The 16,429-nt window shown below is 58.9% G+C and carries 15 protein-coding genes; 3 read left to right on the forward strand and 12 right to left on the reverse strand.

The genetic code is table 11. The annotated features are described in order from the left end of the window. Positions 1-34: 34 nt before the first annotated feature. From ACVRRC_RS16850 to sdhC, 5 genes are all read right to left on the reverse strand, one after another. Positions 35-2,866, reverse strand: coding sequence for a 2-oxoglutarate dehydrogenase E1 component (locus ACVRRC_RS16850; protein WP_019407614.1), 2,832 nt, complete (start codon positions 2,864-2,866; stop codon positions 35-37). Positions 2,867-3,158: 292 nt separating this feature from the next. Beyond that, positions 3,159-3,863: a succinate dehydrogenase iron-sulfur subunit gene (locus ACVRRC_RS16855; protein ID WP_472997266.1), complete on the reverse strand. Its 705-nt coding sequence runs from the start codon at positions 3,861-3,863 to the stop codon at positions 3,159-3,161. Positions 3,864-3,873: 10 nt separating this feature from the next. Continuing rightward, the gene (gene sdhA / locus ACVRRC_RS16860; protein WP_011913019.1) at positions 3,874-5,646 is read right to left on the reverse strand and encodes a succinate dehydrogenase flavoprotein subunit; all 1,773 of its coding nucleotides are present in this window, start codon (positions 5,644-5,646) and stop codon (positions 3,874-3,876) included. Positions 5,647-5,649: 3 nt separating this feature from the next. After that, on the reverse strand, positions 5,650-6,018 hold the full coding sequence (gene sdhD, locus ACVRRC_RS16865) for a succinate dehydrogenase, hydrophobic membrane anchor protein (protein WP_472997267.1): 369 nt from the start codon (positions 6,016-6,018) through the stop codon (positions 5,650-5,652). Continuing rightward, complete coding sequence (sdhC, locus tag ACVRRC_RS16870) at positions 6,012-6,386, reverse strand: succinate dehydrogenase, cytochrome b556 subunit (protein ID WP_003302391.1); 375 nt, start codon at positions 6,384-6,386, stop codon at positions 6,012-6,014. The genes sdhD and sdhC overlap by 7 nt, the downstream gene beginning before the upstream one ends. A gap of 360 nt (positions 6,387-6,746) precedes the next feature. On the opposite strand from sdhC, the gene gltA reads away from it, so the two are divergent. Beyond that, positions 6,747-8,018 carry a citrate synthase gene (gene gltA, locus ACVRRC_RS16875; protein WP_003302389.1) on the forward strand — a complete coding sequence of 424 codons (1,272 nt, stop codon included), beginning with the start codon at positions 6,747-6,749 and terminating at the stop codon, positions 8,016-8,018. A 120-nt stretch (positions 8,019-8,138) separates the two neighbouring features. Here gltA and ACVRRC_RS16880 read toward each other — a convergent pair whose 3' ends face one another. Then, positions 8,139-8,390, reverse strand: coding sequence for a YkgJ family cysteine cluster protein (locus ACVRRC_RS16880; RefSeq protein ID WP_472997269.1), 252 nt, complete (start codon positions 8,388-8,390; stop codon positions 8,139-8,141). Positions 8,391-8,519: 129 nt separating this feature from the next. Between ACVRRC_RS16880 and ACVRRC_RS16885 the strand changes: the two genes are divergently transcribed. Both ACVRRC_RS16885 and ppnP read left to right on the forward strand, forming a co-directional pair. Then, on the forward strand, positions 8,520-8,861 hold the full coding sequence (locus ACVRRC_RS16885) for a DMT family protein (protein ID WP_045158191.1): 342 nt from the start codon (positions 8,520-8,522) through the stop codon (positions 8,859-8,861). Positions 8,862-8,934: 73 nt separating this feature from the next. Further along, positions 8,935-9,216: a pyrimidine/purine nucleoside phosphorylase gene (gene ppnP, locus ACVRRC_RS16890; RefSeq protein ID WP_045158190.1), complete on the forward strand. Its 282-nt coding sequence runs from the start codon at positions 8,935-8,937 to the stop codon at positions 9,214-9,216. Between the two features lie 67 nt (positions 9,217-9,283). Here ppnP and fliT read toward each other — a convergent pair whose 3' ends face one another. The 6 genes from fliT to ligA form a co-directional block, all read right to left on the reverse strand. Continuing rightward, positions 9,284-9,580: a flagellar protein FliT gene (gene fliT / locus ACVRRC_RS16895; RefSeq protein ID WP_045158189.1), complete on the reverse strand. Its 297-nt coding sequence runs from the start codon at positions 9,578-9,580 to the stop codon at positions 9,284-9,286. Between the two features lie 45 nt (positions 9,581-9,625). Next, positions 9,626-10,012 carry a flagellar export chaperone FliS gene (fliS, locus tag ACVRRC_RS16900; protein WP_045158188.1) on the reverse strand — a complete coding sequence of 129 codons (387 nt, stop codon included), beginning with the start codon at positions 10,010-10,012 and terminating at the stop codon, positions 9,626-9,628. A 122-nt stretch (positions 10,013-10,134) separates the two neighbouring features. Continuing rightward, positions 10,135-11,601, reverse strand: coding sequence for a flagellar filament capping protein FliD (gene fliD, locus ACVRRC_RS16905; protein WP_472997270.1), 1,467 nt, complete (start codon positions 11,599-11,601; stop codon positions 10,135-10,137). 77 nt (positions 11,602-11,678) lie between these two features. Beyond that, a complete protein-coding gene (locus ACVRRC_RS16910; protein WP_230624767.1) occupies positions 11,679-12,038 on the reverse strand; it encodes a flagellar protein FlaG in 360 nt (119 codons plus the stop codon). A 73-nt stretch (positions 12,039-12,111) separates the two neighbouring features. Continuing rightward, positions 12,112-13,581, reverse strand: coding sequence for a flagellin (locus ACVRRC_RS16915; protein WP_045158186.1), 1,470 nt, complete (start codon positions 13,579-13,581; stop codon positions 12,112-12,114). 406 nt (positions 13,582-13,987) lie between these two features. Continuing rightward, positions 13,988-16,363, reverse strand: coding sequence for an NAD-dependent DNA ligase LigA (gene ligA, locus ACVRRC_RS16920; RefSeq protein WP_472997271.1), 2,376 nt, complete (start codon positions 16,361-16,363; stop codon positions 13,988-13,990). Positions 16,364-16,429: the final 66 nt, after the last annotated feature.

Here is a 16,429-nt window from a genome sequence, read left to right on the forward strand (position 1 = left end):
GCCGCGAACGTTCGCGGCCTCTCGCACGAATGGATTAAACGGTGAACGCGTCCTGCAGCAGTTTTTCCTGCTGCTCGGCATGCATCGAGGCGTAACCGACCGCCGGTGCCGCCGATGCATCACGACCCGCATACTGAAGGAACAGTTCCTTCTTGTGTGCGGTCGCAACACGGCGCATGTGGTGCTGGCTGCAGTACCAGGCGCCCTGGTTCATCGGCTCTTCCTGACACCAGATGATGTGCTTGACGTTCTGATACGGCGCGAGCGCCTCGGCGAGGTCTTCCTCAGGGAACGGATAAAGCTGCTCGATACGGACGATGGCGATATCGTCACGGCCTTCGGCACGACGCTTGTCCAGCAGGTCATAGTAGACCTTGCCGCTGCACATGATGACGCGCTCGACCTTGGCCGGATCGATCGGATCGATCTCCGGAATCACCGTCTGGAAGGAGCCCTGAGTCAGCTCTTCCAGGGTCGAGGTGGCCAGCTTGTGGCGCAACAGCGACTTGGGCGTCAGTGCTACCAGCGGCTTGCGCAGCGGGCGAATCGCCTGACGACGCAGCATGTGGTAGACCTGCGCCGGCGTGGTCGGTACGCAGACCTGGATGTTGTGCTCGGCGCACAGCTGCAGGTAACGCTCCAGACGCGCGGACGAGTGCTCAGGCCCCTGCCCTTCATAGCCATGCGGCAGCAGCATGGTCAGACCGCACAGACGGCCCCACTTGTGCTCACCGCTGGTGATGAACTGGTCGATGACCACCTGGGCGCCGTTGGCGAAGTCGCCGAACTGCGCTTCCCACACCACCAGCGCGTTCGGCGTGGTAGTGGCGTAACCGTATTCGAACGCAAGAACCGCTTCCTCGGAGAGGAAGGAGTCGTACAGATCGAAACGCGGCTGGCCTTCGTACAGGTGCTGCAGCGGGATGTAGGTGCTGCCATCCTTCTGGTTGTGCAGCGCTGCGTGGCGATGCGAGAAGGTACCGCGACCCACGTCCTGGCCCGAAATACGCACCGGGTGGCCTTCGAACAGCAGCGTTGCGTAGGCCATGGTCTCGGCATAGCCCCAGTTGATGGCAAGCGCACCTGCGCCCATCTTCTGGCGGTCCTCGAGGATCTTCGAAACCTGGCGCTGCACCACGAAGCCTTCCGGCGTCTGCAGCAGCTTATTGGACAGGTCCTGCAGAGTCTTCAGATCGAAGCTGGTGTCGTGACGCGCGGTCCAGGCATGACCCAGATAGGGGCGCCAGTCGACGAACAATTCCTTGTTCGGCTCCTTGACCAGGCTCTTGACCACGTGCAGACCGTTGTCCAGCGCAGTCCGATACTCGTCGATCTTCGCCTGAACACGCTCGTCGTCCAGTACCTTGGACTGAATCAGCGAGTCGGCGTACAGCTCACGAGTGGTGCGCTGCTTGGCGATCTTCTGATACATCAGCGGTTGGGTACCGCTTGGCTCGTCGGCTTCGTTGTGGCCGCGACGGCGGTAGCAGATCAGGTCGATGACGATGTCGCGCTTGAACTGCATCCGATAGTCGACGGCAAGCTGGGTGACGAACAGCACCGCCTCGGGATCGTCAGCGTTCACATGGAAGATCGGCGCCTGGATCATCTTCGCCACGTCGGTCGCATACTCGGTGGAGCGAGCATCTTCCTGCTTGTTGGTGGTGAAGCCGACCTGGTTGTTGACCACGATGCGGATGGTGCCGCCAGTGCGGTAGGCACGGGTCTGCGACATCTGGAAGGTTTCCATCACGACACCCTGACCGGCGACGGCTGCGTCACCGTGGATGGTGACCGGCAGGACCTTGTCGCCAACCGGGTCGTTGCGACGATCCTGGCGGGCGCGTACGGAACCCTCGACCACCGGAGAAACGATCTCCAGGTGCGACGGGTTGAACGCCATGGCCAAGTGGATCTCGCCGCCCGGGGTCATCACGTTGGAAGAGAAACCCTGGTGATACTTGACGTCACCGGAGCTCAGGCCTTCGACCTTCTTGCCTTCGAACTCGTCGAACAGGTCGCGCGGGTTCTTGCCGAAGGTGTTGACCAGCACGTTCAGACGGCCGCGGTGGGCCATGCCGATGACGATTTCCTTGGTGCCGTAGGAGCCGGAGCGCTGGATGATCTCGTCGAGCAGCGGAATCAGGCTCTCGCCACCTTCCAGGCCGAAACGCTTGGTACCCGGATACTTGGTACCCAGGTACTTCTCCAGACCTTCGGCAGCGGTAAGACGCTCGAGCAGATGGCTCTTGATCTCCGGCGAGAACTCCGGACGGCCACGCACGCTTTCCAAGCGCTGGACGAACCAGCTGCGCTGCTCGGAATCAACGATGTGCATGTATTCCGCGCCGATGGTGCGGCAATAGGTTTCTTGCAGAGCGTTGACGATTTCGCGCAGAGTGGCCTGGCCGTTGACCATGGCCAGGTCACCGGTGCGGAACACGGTGTCAAGATCAGCGTCGGTCAGACCGTAATTGTTGATCGCCAGATCGGCGGGTGCGGTGCGCTGCTGCAGGCCAAGCGGATCGAGCTGTGCTGCCTGATGGCCGCGCACTCGGTAGGCCTGGATCAGGCGCAGGACTTCAATCTGCTTCTTCTCATGCTCGCTGCTGACAGCGCCTGCGGATACAGGCTGAGCACGGCGCTGGTTCTTGGCCAGCAGGACGAAGTGGTCGCGGATCGTCGAATGCGATACATCGGCTGAAGCGCTGCCACCGGAGGGCAACTTCTGGAAGTAAGTGCGCCACTCTTCGGGCACAGCGTTGGGATCGTGCAGGTAGAGCTCATAAAGCTCTTCCACATAGGCAGCGTTACCACCGGATAGGTGGGCACTGTCCCACATGCGCTGCATTACGCTTTCTTGCATGTCTGGTCACCTTCGATAAGGAGACACCACCAGCGTGGAAACCGCAGCATGACTTCCCAAGTTCTGAAGCAGCGACTCAGGTAAAGCCACTACGGACCGCGCAGATAGTTCCCGGGCACAACCCGGATGCTCCTGCTGGTCATCAAATTTTCAGAGTGAAATCCCGGCTTTGTGAGCTGGGATTCCTACTAAAACTACGGCGCCGAGCTTCGACTTCGGCGCCGCAGGTGTTACGGGTAAAGCAATCCGGCCATTCCAGGCTAGCGCATAACCTTTCGCGACCGGGGTGTCATCAGGTACCGCTCTGCAGCAGCATGTTGCGTATGTGACCGATTGCCTTGGTAGGGTTCAATCCCTTCGGACAAACGTCGACGCAGTTCATGATACCGCGGCAGCGGAACACGCTGAACGGATCGTCCAGACCGGCCAGACGGTTCTCGGTTTCGGTGTCGCGACTGTCGGCCAGGAAACGATAGGCCTGCAGCGACGCAGCGGGACCGAGGAACTTGTCAGGGTTCCACCAGAACGACGGGCAGCTGGTCGAGCAGCAAGCGCACAGGATGCACTCGTACAGACCGTCCAGCTTCTCGCGATCCTCCGGACTTTGCAGCCGTTCGATAGCCGGCGGCGGCGTTTCGTTCATCAGATACGGACGCACTTTCTCGTACTGCTTGTAGAAGATGCTCATATCGACGACCAAGTCACGAATGACCGGCAGACCAGGCAGCGGACGAATGACCAGCTTGTTGCCCTTGACCACGGAGGACAGCGGGGTGATGCAAGCCAGGCCGTTCTTGCCATTGATATTCATCCCGTCGGAACCGCACACGCCTTCACGGCAGGAGCGACGATAGGAGAAACCCTGGTCCTGTTCCTTGATCAGAGCCAAGACGTCCAGAACCATCAGGTCTTTACCATCGGTATTGACCTGGAAATCCTGCATGAACGGCTTTTCGTCCTGATCGGGGTTGTAGCGATAAACACTCACTTGCAACATATCGGCGACCTCAATAAGTCCGAACCTTGGGCTCGAATGCCGGAACGGTCTTCGGAGCGAAGTTCACGGCACGCTTGGCAACGCGCTTGTCACCCGGGAAGTAAAGGGTGTGGCACAGCCAGTTCTCGTCATCACGCTCTTCGAAATCTTCGCGAGCGTGAGCACCGCGGGACTCCTTGCGGGTCTCGGCGGCGATTGCAGTGGCCTCGGCGACCTCCAGCAGGTTCTGCAGCTCGAGCGCTTCGATGCGCGCGGTGTTGAACGCCTGGCTCTTGTCCGAGATCTTGACGTTGGCGATACGCTGACGCAGATCCACCAGCTGAGCGATGCCCTTCTGCATGTATTCGCCGGTGCGGAACACGCCGAAGTAGTTCTGCATGCAGTTCTGCAGTTCCTTGCGCAGCGGAGCGACGTCTTCGCCGGTCGTACGTTCGTTGAGACCGGCAAGGCGAGCCAGAGCAACGTCCAGGTCGGTTTCGCTGGCACCGCGGTGCTCGATACCTTCCTTCAACGCCTTTTCCAGGTGCAGGCCGGCAGCGCGGCCGAACACCACCAGGTCCAGCAGCGAGTTACCGCCCAGACGGTTGGCGCCATGTACGGATACGCAGGCCACTTCGCCCACAGCGAACAGACCGTCGATGATCTTGTCGTTGCCGTTGGCATCCTGAGTGATGGCCTGACCATGAATATTGGTGGCGATACCACCCATCATGTAATGGCAGGTCGGTACAACCGGCACCGGCGCGACGACCGGATCGACGTGAGCGAAGGTCTTCGACAGCTCACAGATGCCAGGCAGGCGGCTGTGCAGCACTTCTTCACCCAGGTGATCCAGCTTCAGCATCACGTGGTCGCCATCCGGACCGCAGCCATTGCCCGCCAGGATTTCCTTGACCATCGAACGTGCAACGACGTCGCGACCGGCCAGGTCCTTCGCGTTCGGCGCATAACGCTCCATGAAGCGCTCGCCATGCTTGTTGATCAGGTAGCCACCTTCACCGCGGCAACCCTCGGTCACCAGCACGCCGGCACCGGCGATACCGGTCGGGTGGAACTGCCACATCTCGATATCCTGAACCGGGACACCGGCACGCAGAGCCATACCTACACCGTCACCGGTATTGATCAGGGCGTTGGTGGTCGATGCGTAGATGCGACCAGCGCCACCAGTGGCAAGCACGGTAGCCTTGGAACGGATGTAGACGGTTTCGCCGGTTTCGATGCAGATGGCGATGACACCCACGACTGCGCCGTCCTGGTTCTTCACCAGATCGACCGCGTACCACTCGTTGAGGAAAACGGTGTCGTTCTTCAGGTTGCCCTGATAAAGCGTGTGCAGCAGCGCATGACCGGTACGGTCGGCAGCGGCACAGGTACGAGCGGCCTGACCGCCCTTACCGAAGTCCTTCGACTGACCGCCGAACGGACGCTGATAGATGCGGCCCTGCTCGGTACGGGAGAACGGCAGGCCCATGTGCTCGAGCTCGAACACAGCCTCAGGACCGACGGAACACATGTACTCGATCGCATCCTGGTCACCGATGTAGTCGGAGCCCTTAACGGTATCGTACATGTGCCAGCGCCAGTCATCGTTCGGGTCGGCCGAAGCAATGGCGCAGGTGATGCCGCCCTGAGCGGAAACGGTGTGCGAACGAGTCGGGAAAACCTTGGTGACCACAGCGGTCTTGTGACCGGACTGGGACAGCTGCAGCGCCGCGCGCATACCGGCGCCACCGCCACCGACGATGATGGCGTCAAAAGAAAGCGTACGAATGTTAGCCATGAATCAGATACCCCAAAGAATCTGCACGCCCCAGACGAAGAAGGTGAACATGGCAATGCCACACACCGCCTGGAACAGGAAACGAACGCCGGTAGCCCACTTACCGATCGCCATATTGGTCAGGTAGTCGGTGGAGATCGTCCACATGCCTACCCACGCGTGCACACTCAGGGCGACCAGAGCCAGCAGACTGAAGATGCGCATCCAGTTGGCCGAGAACAGCGCGTGCCACTGGGTGTACTCCAGTCCTGGGTTCACAATCAGGTACCCAAGCAGGAACAGAAAATAAGCCGCAAGAACCACTGCAGAAACGCGCTGCGCCATCCAGTCGTACAGACCCGAGCGCGAAAAGTTGGTGACATTGGTTACCATATCCACACTCCCGCCAGAACGATCAGCACCGCCGATACGGCGATTACGATTTTCGAGCCCAGCTTGCCGCCTTCCAGCGTCTCACCATGGCCAGAATCCATGATCAGGTGACGAACACCCGCCACAAGGTGGTACAGCAGTGCGGACAGCAACGCCCAGCTCACCAGCTTTGCCAGAGGGCTACCCAGGTACGCACGGACCTCCTCGAAGCCTTCCGGAGAAGACAGCGAGGTATCGAGCGCGAGCAGCAGCAAGGCGATACCGACGAACAGGATGACACCGGATACACGGTGGAGAATCGACGTGTAAGCAGTGATGGGGAGTTTTATTGTCCTAAGATCTAGGTTTACAGGTCGTTGGCTTTTCACGGCTTTTTTTCACACTTGAGAGCCCCAGAGCGCAGGGCAAAGTTGTTGGGAAGAGTACGCAGCAGTACCCGCTACCCACGAGTGACAACCTACAGAATACTGCCTGTAAGGCCCCTGCCGGTCGGTTTCCGAGTATAAACAGTTAGGTCACTAATGACAATGTGGTGAAGTGCCACTAAAGGCTGATAGCGACCTCTATATAAATGCCGTAAACAGTGCACCCAAGCTGTACGCATCCCCCTGCAGAGCCCTCTACGGCATGGGTTCGCGCAAATTGACTTTGCGGTTTATCACACTATAGTGATGCGGGCCCTGCGTGGGGGGCCATGATGATTCCAAGCACAAAACAGGAGGCCATACATGGCTGACAAGAAAGCGCAGTTGATCATCGAGGGCGCTGCCCCCGTCGAACTGCCCGTTTTAACCGGTACCGTAGGGCCTGATGTAATTGACGTACGAAGCCTGACCTCCACGGGTCACTTCACCTTCGATCCCGGCTTCATGTCGACCGCCTCTTGCGAGTCCAAGATCACCTACATAGATGGCGACAAGGGCATCCTGCTGCATCGCGGCTATCCGATCGAGCAGCTGGCAGAGAAATCCGACTATCTGGAAACCTGCTATCTCCTGCTGAACGGGGAACTGCCGACCGCCGAACAGAAGGCACAGTTCGTCAGCACCGTGAAGAACCACACCATGGTTCACGAGCAGCTGAAGTCCTTCCTCAATGGTTTCCGTCGTGACGCCCACCCCATGGCTATCATGTGTGGCGTTGTCGGCGCGCTTTCGGCCTTCTACCACGATTCGCTGGACATCAACGACCCGCACCACCGCGAGATTTCCGCGGTGCGCCTGGTCGCCAAGATGCCAACCATCGCCGCAATGGTTTACAAGTACTCGATCGGTCAGCCGCTGATGTACCCGCGCAACGACCTGAGCTACTCGGAAAACTTCCTGCACATGATGTTCAACACCCCGTGCGAGATCAAACCGATCAGCCCGGTGTTGGCCAAGGCAATGGATCGCATCTTCATCCTGCACGCCGACCATGAGCAGAACGCCTCCACCTCCACCGTGCGTCTGGCAGGCTCCACCGGCGCCAACCCGTTTGCCTGCATCGCGGCCGGTATCGCCGCCCTGTGGGGACCGGCTCACGGCGGTGCGAACGAAGCCGTACTGACCATGCTGGACGAGATTGGTGACGTATCGAACGTCGAGAAGTTCCTGGCCAAGGCCAAGGACAAGAACGATCCGTTCAAGCTGATGGGCTTCGGACATCGCGTCTACAAGAACTTCGACCCGCGCGCCAAGGTCATGAAGCAGACCTGCGACGAGGTTCTGGGCGAGCTGGGCATCAATGACCCGCAATTGGATCTGGCCATGAAGCTGGAAGAGATTGCCCTCAACGATCCTTACTTCGCTGAGCGCAACCTGTACCCGAACGTGGACTTCTACTCGGGCATCATCCTCAAGGCCATCGGCATTCCGACCAGCATGTTCACCGTCATCTTCGCCCTGGCGCGTACTGTCGGCTGGATCTCTCACTGGAAAGAAATGATCGCATCCGGCCAGAAGATTGGTCGTCCGCGTCAGCTGTACACCGGCCACGCCAAGCGCGATCTGCCGCGTTAAGCGACAAGCTCGCGCAAAAAAGGCTGCCCTTGGGCAGCCTTTTTTGTTTATCACCCCCACCAGACGTGTAGGCGCGAGCGAGAGCCGTTACAAGCAACGAGAGCCGTAACTGCCATACCGCTACGCTGTTGCCTGCTCAAGCCAGCCCAACAGACGAACCGCCTCCTCCCTGTCATTGCCGCAGCAGACAGGATCGGCCGCGAAGGCAGAACAGACAACTGGCCGCCGCGGGTCTCCAAACAGCGAACAAAGAAAATCAGCGGTCAACTGCACGCACCGCTCCCCCGCACGCTTACCGTACGGCATGCCGGGTATAGGAGAACTGATGGAAGGTGCTATGCAGCAGGCACCACAACCGGGGCGACAATCCATAAAACCGCCACTCAGTGAAAAAAACGCGCGCGATGATAATCCGACAGAAGCGTGCGCACCAGATGGCCATTGCACGCGGCACCGCCTGGAAATACGCTAGCGCGTCAATATTTCGAGCCCCACCCCATCATGCCTATTTGGTTGCAAACCGCCGCCCTGCTCTGCTGCTCCAATCTGTTCATGACCTTCGCCTGGTATGGCCACCTGAAGAGCCTGAACGGCAAGCCCTGGCTCGTTGCCGCCCTGATCAGCTGGGGCATCGCCTTCTTCGAGTACATGCTGATGGTGCCGGCAAACCGCATCGGCTATACGGAACTCTCAGTTGGACAGCTGAAGATCATGCAGGAAGTGATCACCCTCATGGTGTTCGTTCCCTTCAGCGTGCTGTACATGCAGCAGCCCTTGAAGCTCGATTATCTATGGGCAGGATTGTGCCTGGTCGGCGCCGTCTACTTCATCTTTCGTAGCTAGCACTGCCAGGTGACGCCAACCCTGACGCTTGGGCATACTGGCGCCCCTCTTTCCAACCCGCAAAGGAAACCAAATGTTCAAGGTCAACGAATACTTCGACGGCACCGTCAAATCCATCGCGTTCGAAATGACGGAAGGCCCGGCCACCATCGGTGTGATGGCCCCGGGCGAATATGAGTTCGGCACTGCGCAACTGGAAGTTATGCACGTAGTAGCAGGCAGCCTGGACGTGAAACTGCCGGGTGCCGGTGCCTGGGAAACCTTCGCAAGCGGCAGCCAGTTCACCGTGCCGGCGAACAGCAAGTTTCAGCTAAGGGTCAAGGTGGATACGGCTTATCTTTGCGAGTATCGCTGAGCAAAGATCGCGGACGCAGGTGGAAAGCATCACCGCTCTCCACCACATCCTATACCGAGAAGGCAGATCAACCGAACGTTTTGTAAGCCCTATCAACCTGTTTTGACTGATTGAGGCGGACCAGCTCACTGGCGACACGCTCACGCTCCGCGCGTGCAGCCTGCTGCAACTCGGCATACAAAGTGGACAGGACACCCACATGCTCACGCAGGCTTGAATCATCCCAACGCTCAAGGGCCACGATCTCTGCAACCAGCGCACGGCACTGAGGATCGAGGGCGCTTACGGCCGGCCAATCCTGACGAGAAAGCGCATCACGCAAGCTGGCCTGAAGCGACTCAAGTGATTCGATAAGCAATTTCATAATGGTTCCGACATTTAACCCAGTAGCTGAACCTCAGGCCGGGTCTTAGCCGTACTGGGCGATTCCATCCCAGCCAATTTTGACCTCTTGCAGCAAGCCCGCCACCTCTGCAAGCGCATCGGCGTCGTTGTTGCGATTAGCGTCGGTGAGGCGCCTGATCATGTACTCATAGAGCCGATCCAGGTTAGCTGAAAGCTCGCCACCAACCTCATGATCAAGGGCTTCGCGCAGACCACCGATGATCGCAATGCTTTTACCGATCAGCTCACCCTTCTCGGCAATCCGACCGAACTCAATCGCACCCTTGGCCTGATAGATGCGGTCCAAGCCGCCCTGCATCAGCATTTGGATCAAGCGATGCGGGCTCGCCTCGGTGACCTGAGCCTGCACTCCAACCCGCTGATACTGTTTCATGGCCAACATAGCGTTCATTGGGAACTCCAAAGCGTGTTCAACGATACTGAAACAGATATCGGCAAAGCGCTTCGCACCTTTAGCCAAAACGAGCAGAAGGTTGGGTTTCCGGACAACTAGCCCTGCTGGTAGCGAACGATTCACTTCTTCTGAGTAACGAAGCCCGGCATGCTGTCGAACAGCTGCGTCAGGCTGTCACTGGTTTTCATCAGCTGTGAAACCAAGCTATCCATCGCGTTGTACTGCTTGTATAGCCGGTCCTCCAGTGCCTTCATCCGAGTGGTGAGATCGACTTTCTGCTTATCAACCTTCTCGATGGTTTTTTGCAACGCATCGGTTCGAGAAGCGAGAATGCCACCACCGTCGGTATAAGGTTTCAAGCGATCCCCGAGCCGACCTGCCAAGCCGGTGTCGCCCGTAAAATAGGCAGCAACTCCTTCGAAATCCTCACTGATCGCTTTTTTGACCTTGTCGCTATTCATCTCCAACGTGCCGTCTTTCTTGGTCGTGATGCCCATATCCGCAAGCGCGCGAACAGTGCCCAGCCCCTGAGGGGAAACCAGTTCGGAGCGGATGGAATTGACCAGAGCACGAACTGAGGCATCGCCAACCAGAGCGCCCGTAACCGGGGCAGAGCTATCGTTGACAGTGGTAACTTTGGTTTCGGTATTGATGAAGCCCATCAGGGCGTTATAGGCGTCAACGAAGTTCTTGACGTTAGTCTCTACTCCAGCCTCATCTTTGGTGACCAGCAGATCGCTGGAGCCCGTGCCCTTGAGTTCGAAGCTGAGCCCCCCAACCACATCGCTGATGCTATTGCTGTCACGGGTAACTGCCAACCCATCGATAGTCAGCTTCGCACTTTGCGCGATGGCCAGTGTCTGAGCGCCCTTCGCGTACGCAGCCATTGCGTCAGAGAAGGCAGTTTCGGGATCTTCGGCGCTGGCAAAGTCTCCCAAGGTAGGCTGGGTCGCTGGACCGTTGTAAGCCAGTTCATTCAACGAAACGCGGCCCGCTTCAACGCCAGTTTCGTCCACGGTCACAGTGATATCGTTACCGTCACCAGCCTTGCTGCTGCTGAGTACCAAGCGCGCGCCCTTATCGTCAGTAACGATGGTTGCACTTAGTCCCTGGTTCTTACCTGCCTCATTGACCGCGTCGCGAATGCCCGCCAGGGAGTTATTCGACGCATTCACAGCAATATTCAATGGCGCTCCATCACCAACTTTGATGGTTACGGAGCCTGTATTAAGTTTGGCGTCACTAGCCATGGCGGACAATGCAACCTTGCTGCCGCTGGCCAGCTGCTGGACATTGACTTTGTAGCTACCTGCCTGAGCACTCTGGCTGGCGCTAACAGTCAACACCTTGGTATCGGAGGAATTGGCGGCTCGCGCGAGGAAGGATGAAGGGCTGTTCAGCGCACTTAACGCCGTTTGGAATTTACTGATAGCGCTTTTCAGCTGCCCCAGCGACGTCAACTGCGTAGTGGTCTTGGATTCGAGCTTCTTAAGCTGGCCGGCCTTGGGTGCCTGCTCAGCAGAAACTATTGCCTCGACCATGCCCTTGATGTCCATCCCGGAACCGATACCGGTGATTCCAGCCATACCTCACCCCGTCAACTAAATGGCAAATGCAGCGTGTTTCAACTCTTTGCCTATGCACAATCAATAAGCGTGCCGTTTCAAGCTTCAGCTTTGAACAGCAAGCTGCGCATGTCATCGAGTCGCTCGGACAAACGCAACAACTCTTCAGATGGAATCTGGCGAACCAGCTTTCCGGAGTCGCCATCGATGACTTTGACGACGACCTGACCGGTGGAGTCGTCCACGCTGAAGTCGAGGTTACGCTGAATGTCTTGTACAAATGACTTGAAAGCTTCCGCAGCGGAGCGCGCCTCTACAATAGAGGTAGGCGCCAGTTCGGCTGATGCTGTACCGATAGCCGTCGGGCCGGACAGGCTTTGCAGACCAGTGCCGATTTGAGTATCACGCTTCGCCATATTGATAGGCGTAGCGGGAGCAGCTGAATTAATAGTTTCCATTGCTCGTTACCTCGCAACGCAAAAAGGAGGAAGGGGCTTTCCCCTTCCTCCATACATCAACCGATGCTCTAACTTACTGGAGCAGCGAGAGGACCGATTGCGGCAACTGCTTTGCCTGAGCCAAGATCGCAGTGCCAGCCTGTTGCAGCACTTGGTTCTTGGACAGGTTGGCTGTTTCTGCAGCGTAATCGGTGTCCATGATACGGCTGCGTGCTGCCGCGGCATTTTCCGAGATGTTCTGCAGGTTGTTGATGGTGTTATCGAAACGGTTCTGCACCGCACCGAGGTCAGCTCGCTGGGAGTCGATACCCGCCAGAGCGTTGTCAATCACCGCCAGTGCACGCTGCGCACCATCTGCCGTGGAGATGTCAACCTTCGCAACCGAGCTTTTTTCAGCGTTAGCAGCACCGAACAACTCGGCGGCAACGGCCGTGGAGGCTGCTGGCGTTGCCACGGAGAACGATGTGGGTGAGTTTAGCTGGATGTACCCAACAATGGTCTCGTTGGCTGTGCCAACAGCTGCAGCAGTTGCGTACTCGCCTTTGGCGTCCTGTACCGATGCGGTCATGGTCACGTCGCCCGTGATCGTGCCAAACGAGACGTTCTCACCAGTGCTGGATTCGACTGTTAGAACTCCATCTTTATCCAGATTTGCCTTCAGGCCTAGCTTGGCGGAGTTGGAGTTAATCTGCTCAGCGAGATCGGTATTTGATGTCACGCCGACAAAATCGACGGTCTTGGCGTCAGCACCGCTACCGACAGTCATAGTGAAGTTGGCGGTATCACCTGCTGCCGGCTGAGTGACCTCCACTTTGAACACAGTTCGCGCAGTAGCAGTCAGACCCGAGATAGCACCATCAAATTTGGCTGCCAAGCTTTTAGCACTGTCGCCAGCCGCGACGGCGATGGTTTTGGTTTGGCCATTACCCACAACGGTCAAATCGCCAGCAGTGAACGCAGCAGCTGGATCCGCAACAACACTACCGCTAACAGTCGGGGTGCCTGCTGCACTATCACTGCCAACCTGGTAGGAGCCGATGTCACTGGCCGAGGCGCTCTTGACGGTAACGTCGATGGTTTCGTAGGCGTTCGAGCCCACTTGGAAGCTTGAGGTACCGAAAGAGCCGTCCATCAACTTGCGGCCACCGAAAGTGGTGGTTTCGGCGATGCGGGTCAGTTCGTTCTGCAGTGCAGACACTTCCTTTTGCAGCGCCGAACGGTCAGCGTCGCTGTTCGAGCCGTTGGCGGACTGGATGGACAGGTCACGCATACGCTGCAGGATGTTGGTGGACTGCTGAAGTGCGCCTTCGGCGGTCTGGGCGAGGGAGATACCGTCGTTAGCGTTACGCACAGCAACGTTCAGGCCGCTGATCTGGTTGCTCAGGCGGTTGGAGATCTGCAGACCGGCAGCATCATCCTTCGCGCTGTTGATGCGGCTACCAGTAGACAGGCGCTGCATGGAGGTATTCAGCGCGTTGGACGTATTGTTGATGTTGCGCTGGGTGTTCAGCGACGGAATGTTGGTATTGACGGTAAGAGCCATGGTGTTTGCCTCCAAGGGCGCTAGTTACTTTGGTTGCCTGAGCTTGCGACTCCGGGCCGGCTTGTGCCCAGGCACCCATTGAGTTCGCATTCGATTAGCTTATCGGCGCCGTTTGGGTTGGCTTTAGGGCAGATTCGAACTTTTTCATGAGCCCGGTACCGCTCCAACGCTACGCCAGCGCATCCATACTGCGGACTTGCTTGACCAGCTTTTCGGGCGCAGGGGGGAAAACTTTAGGGGGGATGGCTGAAGCTGGTTCCCAAGGTGGTGACGAAGGAAGATCGCTGTGTGCTGTTGGACTTTGGAAAAGCGCTTCTGCGGCCAGGGCCGCTCCCACGGGGTTTGGTGAAAGAATCGGGAGCGGGATTGACGGAGAGGCTCGCAGGGGTGAACCGTTGCTGATGCGCTATGTGTTTACCGAACCAAGCTGAGCGAGGCGCTTGAGGAATTGCGCTTCATCGAGCACCGCCACGCCGAGTTCGTTGGCTTTGGTGAGCTTCGAGCCCGCGCCTGGGCCCGCTACTACGCAGTTGGTTTTGGCGGACACCGACCCTGCGACCTTTGCCCCCAGCGCCTCCAGCCGCGTCTTGCCCTCATCACGGCTCATGGTTTCCAGCGTGCCGGTCAGCACCCACGTCTGGCCGGCCAGCGGCAGGCCTTCGGCGGCTTTCCGCTCGCTTTCCCAGTGCATGCCGAACTCCCGCAGCTGGGCTTCGATCAAACGGGCGCGCTCGGCGTTCTCGGGTTTGTCGAAGTAGTCGCGCAGGGAACGTGCGGCCTTTTCGGTGAGGCGCTCTACCTGACGTAGGTCGAGCCAGTCGGCGGCGATGATTGCCCCGAGCGAGCCGAAACGCTCTGCCAGGCGCTGGGCACCGGTGCGGGCGATATGAGGAATGTTGAGCCGGTCGAGCAGATCGGGCAGTGTCGCGCAGGCTGCGAATTCCGGATGCACGTCGCCCTCCTCCTGCGGCTCGACGCCACGCTCACGCAGCAGCGCGATAACCGTGCGATTGTGTTCGTCCTCGAAGAAGCTGTGGATTTCGTGGGCAACTTCCAGCCCCACGTCGGGCAGGTAGACGAGCACGTCCGGCAGTGCCCGGCCGATTCGGTCCAGGGAACCCAGTGCACGTGCCAGCAATTTGGCGGTTTCCTCACCGACGTCTGGGATGCCAAGCGCATAAACGAACCGCGCGAGACTCGGCTTGCGACTGGCATCGATGGCGTGGAGCAGGTTACGCGTGGATACCTCGGCGAAACCCTCAAGCTCAATGATCTGCTCGTGGGTAAGGCAGTAGAGATCCGCCGGAGAACGGACCAGCCCCTTGTCGACCAACTGCTCGACGATCTTGTCGCCCAGCCCATCGATATCCATGGCGCGGCGCGAAACGAAATGAATGATCGCCTGCTTCAGCTGCGCCTGACAGGCCAGGCGCCCCACACAGCGGTAGATCGAGCCCTCGCTGACCGATTCACGCCCCTTGCTGCGCTTGATCAGTTGGGTGCGCTCCACGGCAGAACCGCACACCGGGCATTGCTCTGGCACATGCACAGCGCGGGCATCGGTGGGGCGACGCTCGGCGATCACGCCGAGGATTTGCGGAATGACGTCACCGGCGCGGCGCACGATTACCGTATCGCCGATCATCACGCCCAGACGTGCAACTTCGTCCATGTTGTGCAGGGTTGCGTTGGACACCGTGACGCCTGCAACCTGCACGGGCTTGAGCCGGGCGACCGGGGTGATGGCGCCAGTACGGCCAACCTGGAACTCCACGTCGAGCAGCTCGGTGATCTCTTCCCGCGCGGGAAACTTGTGGGCGATGGCCCAGCGCGGTTCGCGTGCACGGAAGCCCAGTTCGCGCTGCTGCTCGACGGCATTGACCTTGAACACCACGCCGTCGATTTCGTAAGGCAGCGCGTCGCGCTTTGCACCGATGGCGTCGTAATAGGCGCGGCATTCGGCAACGCCCTTGGCCAGCTTCAGTTCGCGACTGATGGGCAGACCCCAGCCTTTCAGCGCTTCGAGAATTCCGATGTGCGTATTCGGCAGCTCACCATCACTGCGTCCAACACCGTAAGCGCACAGTTCCAGCGGCCGGCTGGCCGTGATCTTCGAATCCAGCTGGCGCAGGCTGCCGGCTGCGGCATTACGGGGATTGGCGAAGGGTTTACCGCCGCTTTCCAGCTGTCGCGCATTGAGCGCTTCGAAGCCGGCCTTGGGCATGTAGATTTCGCCGCGCACCTCGAGCACCGCCGGCCAGCCGCTGCCATGCAGCTTGAGTGGGATGTTGCGAACGGTGCGCACATTGGCGCTGATATCCTCGCCAGTGCTGCCATCGCCGCGGGTAGCACCGCGCACCAGATGGCCGTTCTCGTAGAGCAGACTGACCGCCAGACCGTCGAGCTTGGGTTCGCAGCTGTATTCGACAGCAGCGCCATCTCCGAACAGGTCGCCTGCTGGCAGATCCAGGCCTTCGCGCACGCGGCGGTCGAAATCGAGCAGGTCCTGCTCCTCGAAGGCATTACCCAGGCTCAGCATAGGCACTTCATGGCGTACCTGACCGAACGCCGCCAGCGCCGCACCGCCGACCCGCTGAGTTGGTGACTCGGGTGTCACCAGCTCCGGGTGCTCCGCCTCGAGCGCCTTGAGTTCATTGAACAGGCGGTCGTACTCCGCATCGGGAACGCTGGGTTCGTCGAGCACGTAGTAGCGGTAGTTGTGGGCGTCGATTTCGCTGCGTAGTTCGGCAATACGCTCGGCGGCGGTTTGGGCAGAAGGCATAGGACGAAGCCGTGACTGGGGCTGTGCTGATTCAGACCGCATCAGCACGCCTTGGTTGATAGGAAA

Source organism: Stutzerimonas sp. LR2, from assembly GCF_055755175.1.

Excerpts from the sequence above, each read along its gene's own strand:
- ACVRRC_RS16850 (WP_019407614.1), bottom strand. The coding sequence starts at position 2,866 with ATGCAAGAAAGCGTAATGCAGCGCATGTGGGACAGTGCCCACCTATCC.
- ACVRRC_RS16855 (WP_472997266.1), bottom strand. The coding sequence starts at position 3,863 with ATGTTGCAAGTGAGTGTTTATCGCTACAACCCCGATCAGGACGAAAAG.
- sdhA (WP_011913019.1), bottom strand. The coding sequence starts at position 5,646 with ATGGCTAACATTCGTACGCTTTCTTTTGACGCCATCATCGTCGGTGGC.
- sdhD (WP_472997267.1), bottom strand. The coding sequence starts at position 6,018 with ATGGTAACCAATGTCACCAACTTTTCGCGCTCGGGTCTGTACGACTGG.
- gltA (WP_003302389.1), top strand. The coding sequence starts at position 6,747 with ATGGCTGACAAGAAAGCGCAGTTGATCATCGAGGGCGCTGCCCCCGTC.
- ACVRRC_RS16880 (WP_472997269.1), bottom strand. The coding sequence starts at position 8,390 with ATGGATTGTCGCCCCGGTTGTGGTGCCTGCTGCATAGCACCTTCCATC.
- ACVRRC_RS16885 (WP_045158191.1), top strand. The coding sequence starts at position 8,520 with ATGCCTATTTGGTTGCAAACCGCCGCCCTGCTCTGCTGCTCCAATCTG.
- ppnP (WP_045158190.1), top strand. The coding sequence starts at position 8,935 with ATGTTCAAGGTCAACGAATACTTCGACGGCACCGTCAAATCCATCGCG.
- fliT (WP_045158189.1), bottom strand. The coding sequence starts at position 9,580 with ATGAAATTGCTTATCGAATCACTTGAGTCGCTTCAGGCCAGCTTGCGT.
- fliS (WP_045158188.1), bottom strand. The coding sequence starts at position 10,012 with ATGAACGCTATGTTGGCCATGAAACAGTATCAGCGGGTTGGAGTGCAG.
- fliD (WP_472997270.1), bottom strand. The coding sequence starts at position 11,601 with ATGGCTGGAATCACCGGTATCGGTTCCGGGATGGACATCAAGGGCATG.
- ACVRRC_RS16910 (WP_230624767.1), bottom strand. The coding sequence starts at position 12,038 with ATGGAAACTATTAATTCAGCTGCTCCCGCTACGCCTATCAATATGGCG.
- ACVRRC_RS16915 (WP_045158186.1), bottom strand. The coding sequence starts at position 13,581 with ATGGCTCTTACCGTCAATACCAACATTCCGTCGCTGAACACCCAGCGC.
- ligA (WP_472997271.1), bottom strand. The coding sequence starts at position 16,363 with ATGCCTTCTGCCCAAACCGCCGCCGAGCGTATTGCCGAACTACGCAGC.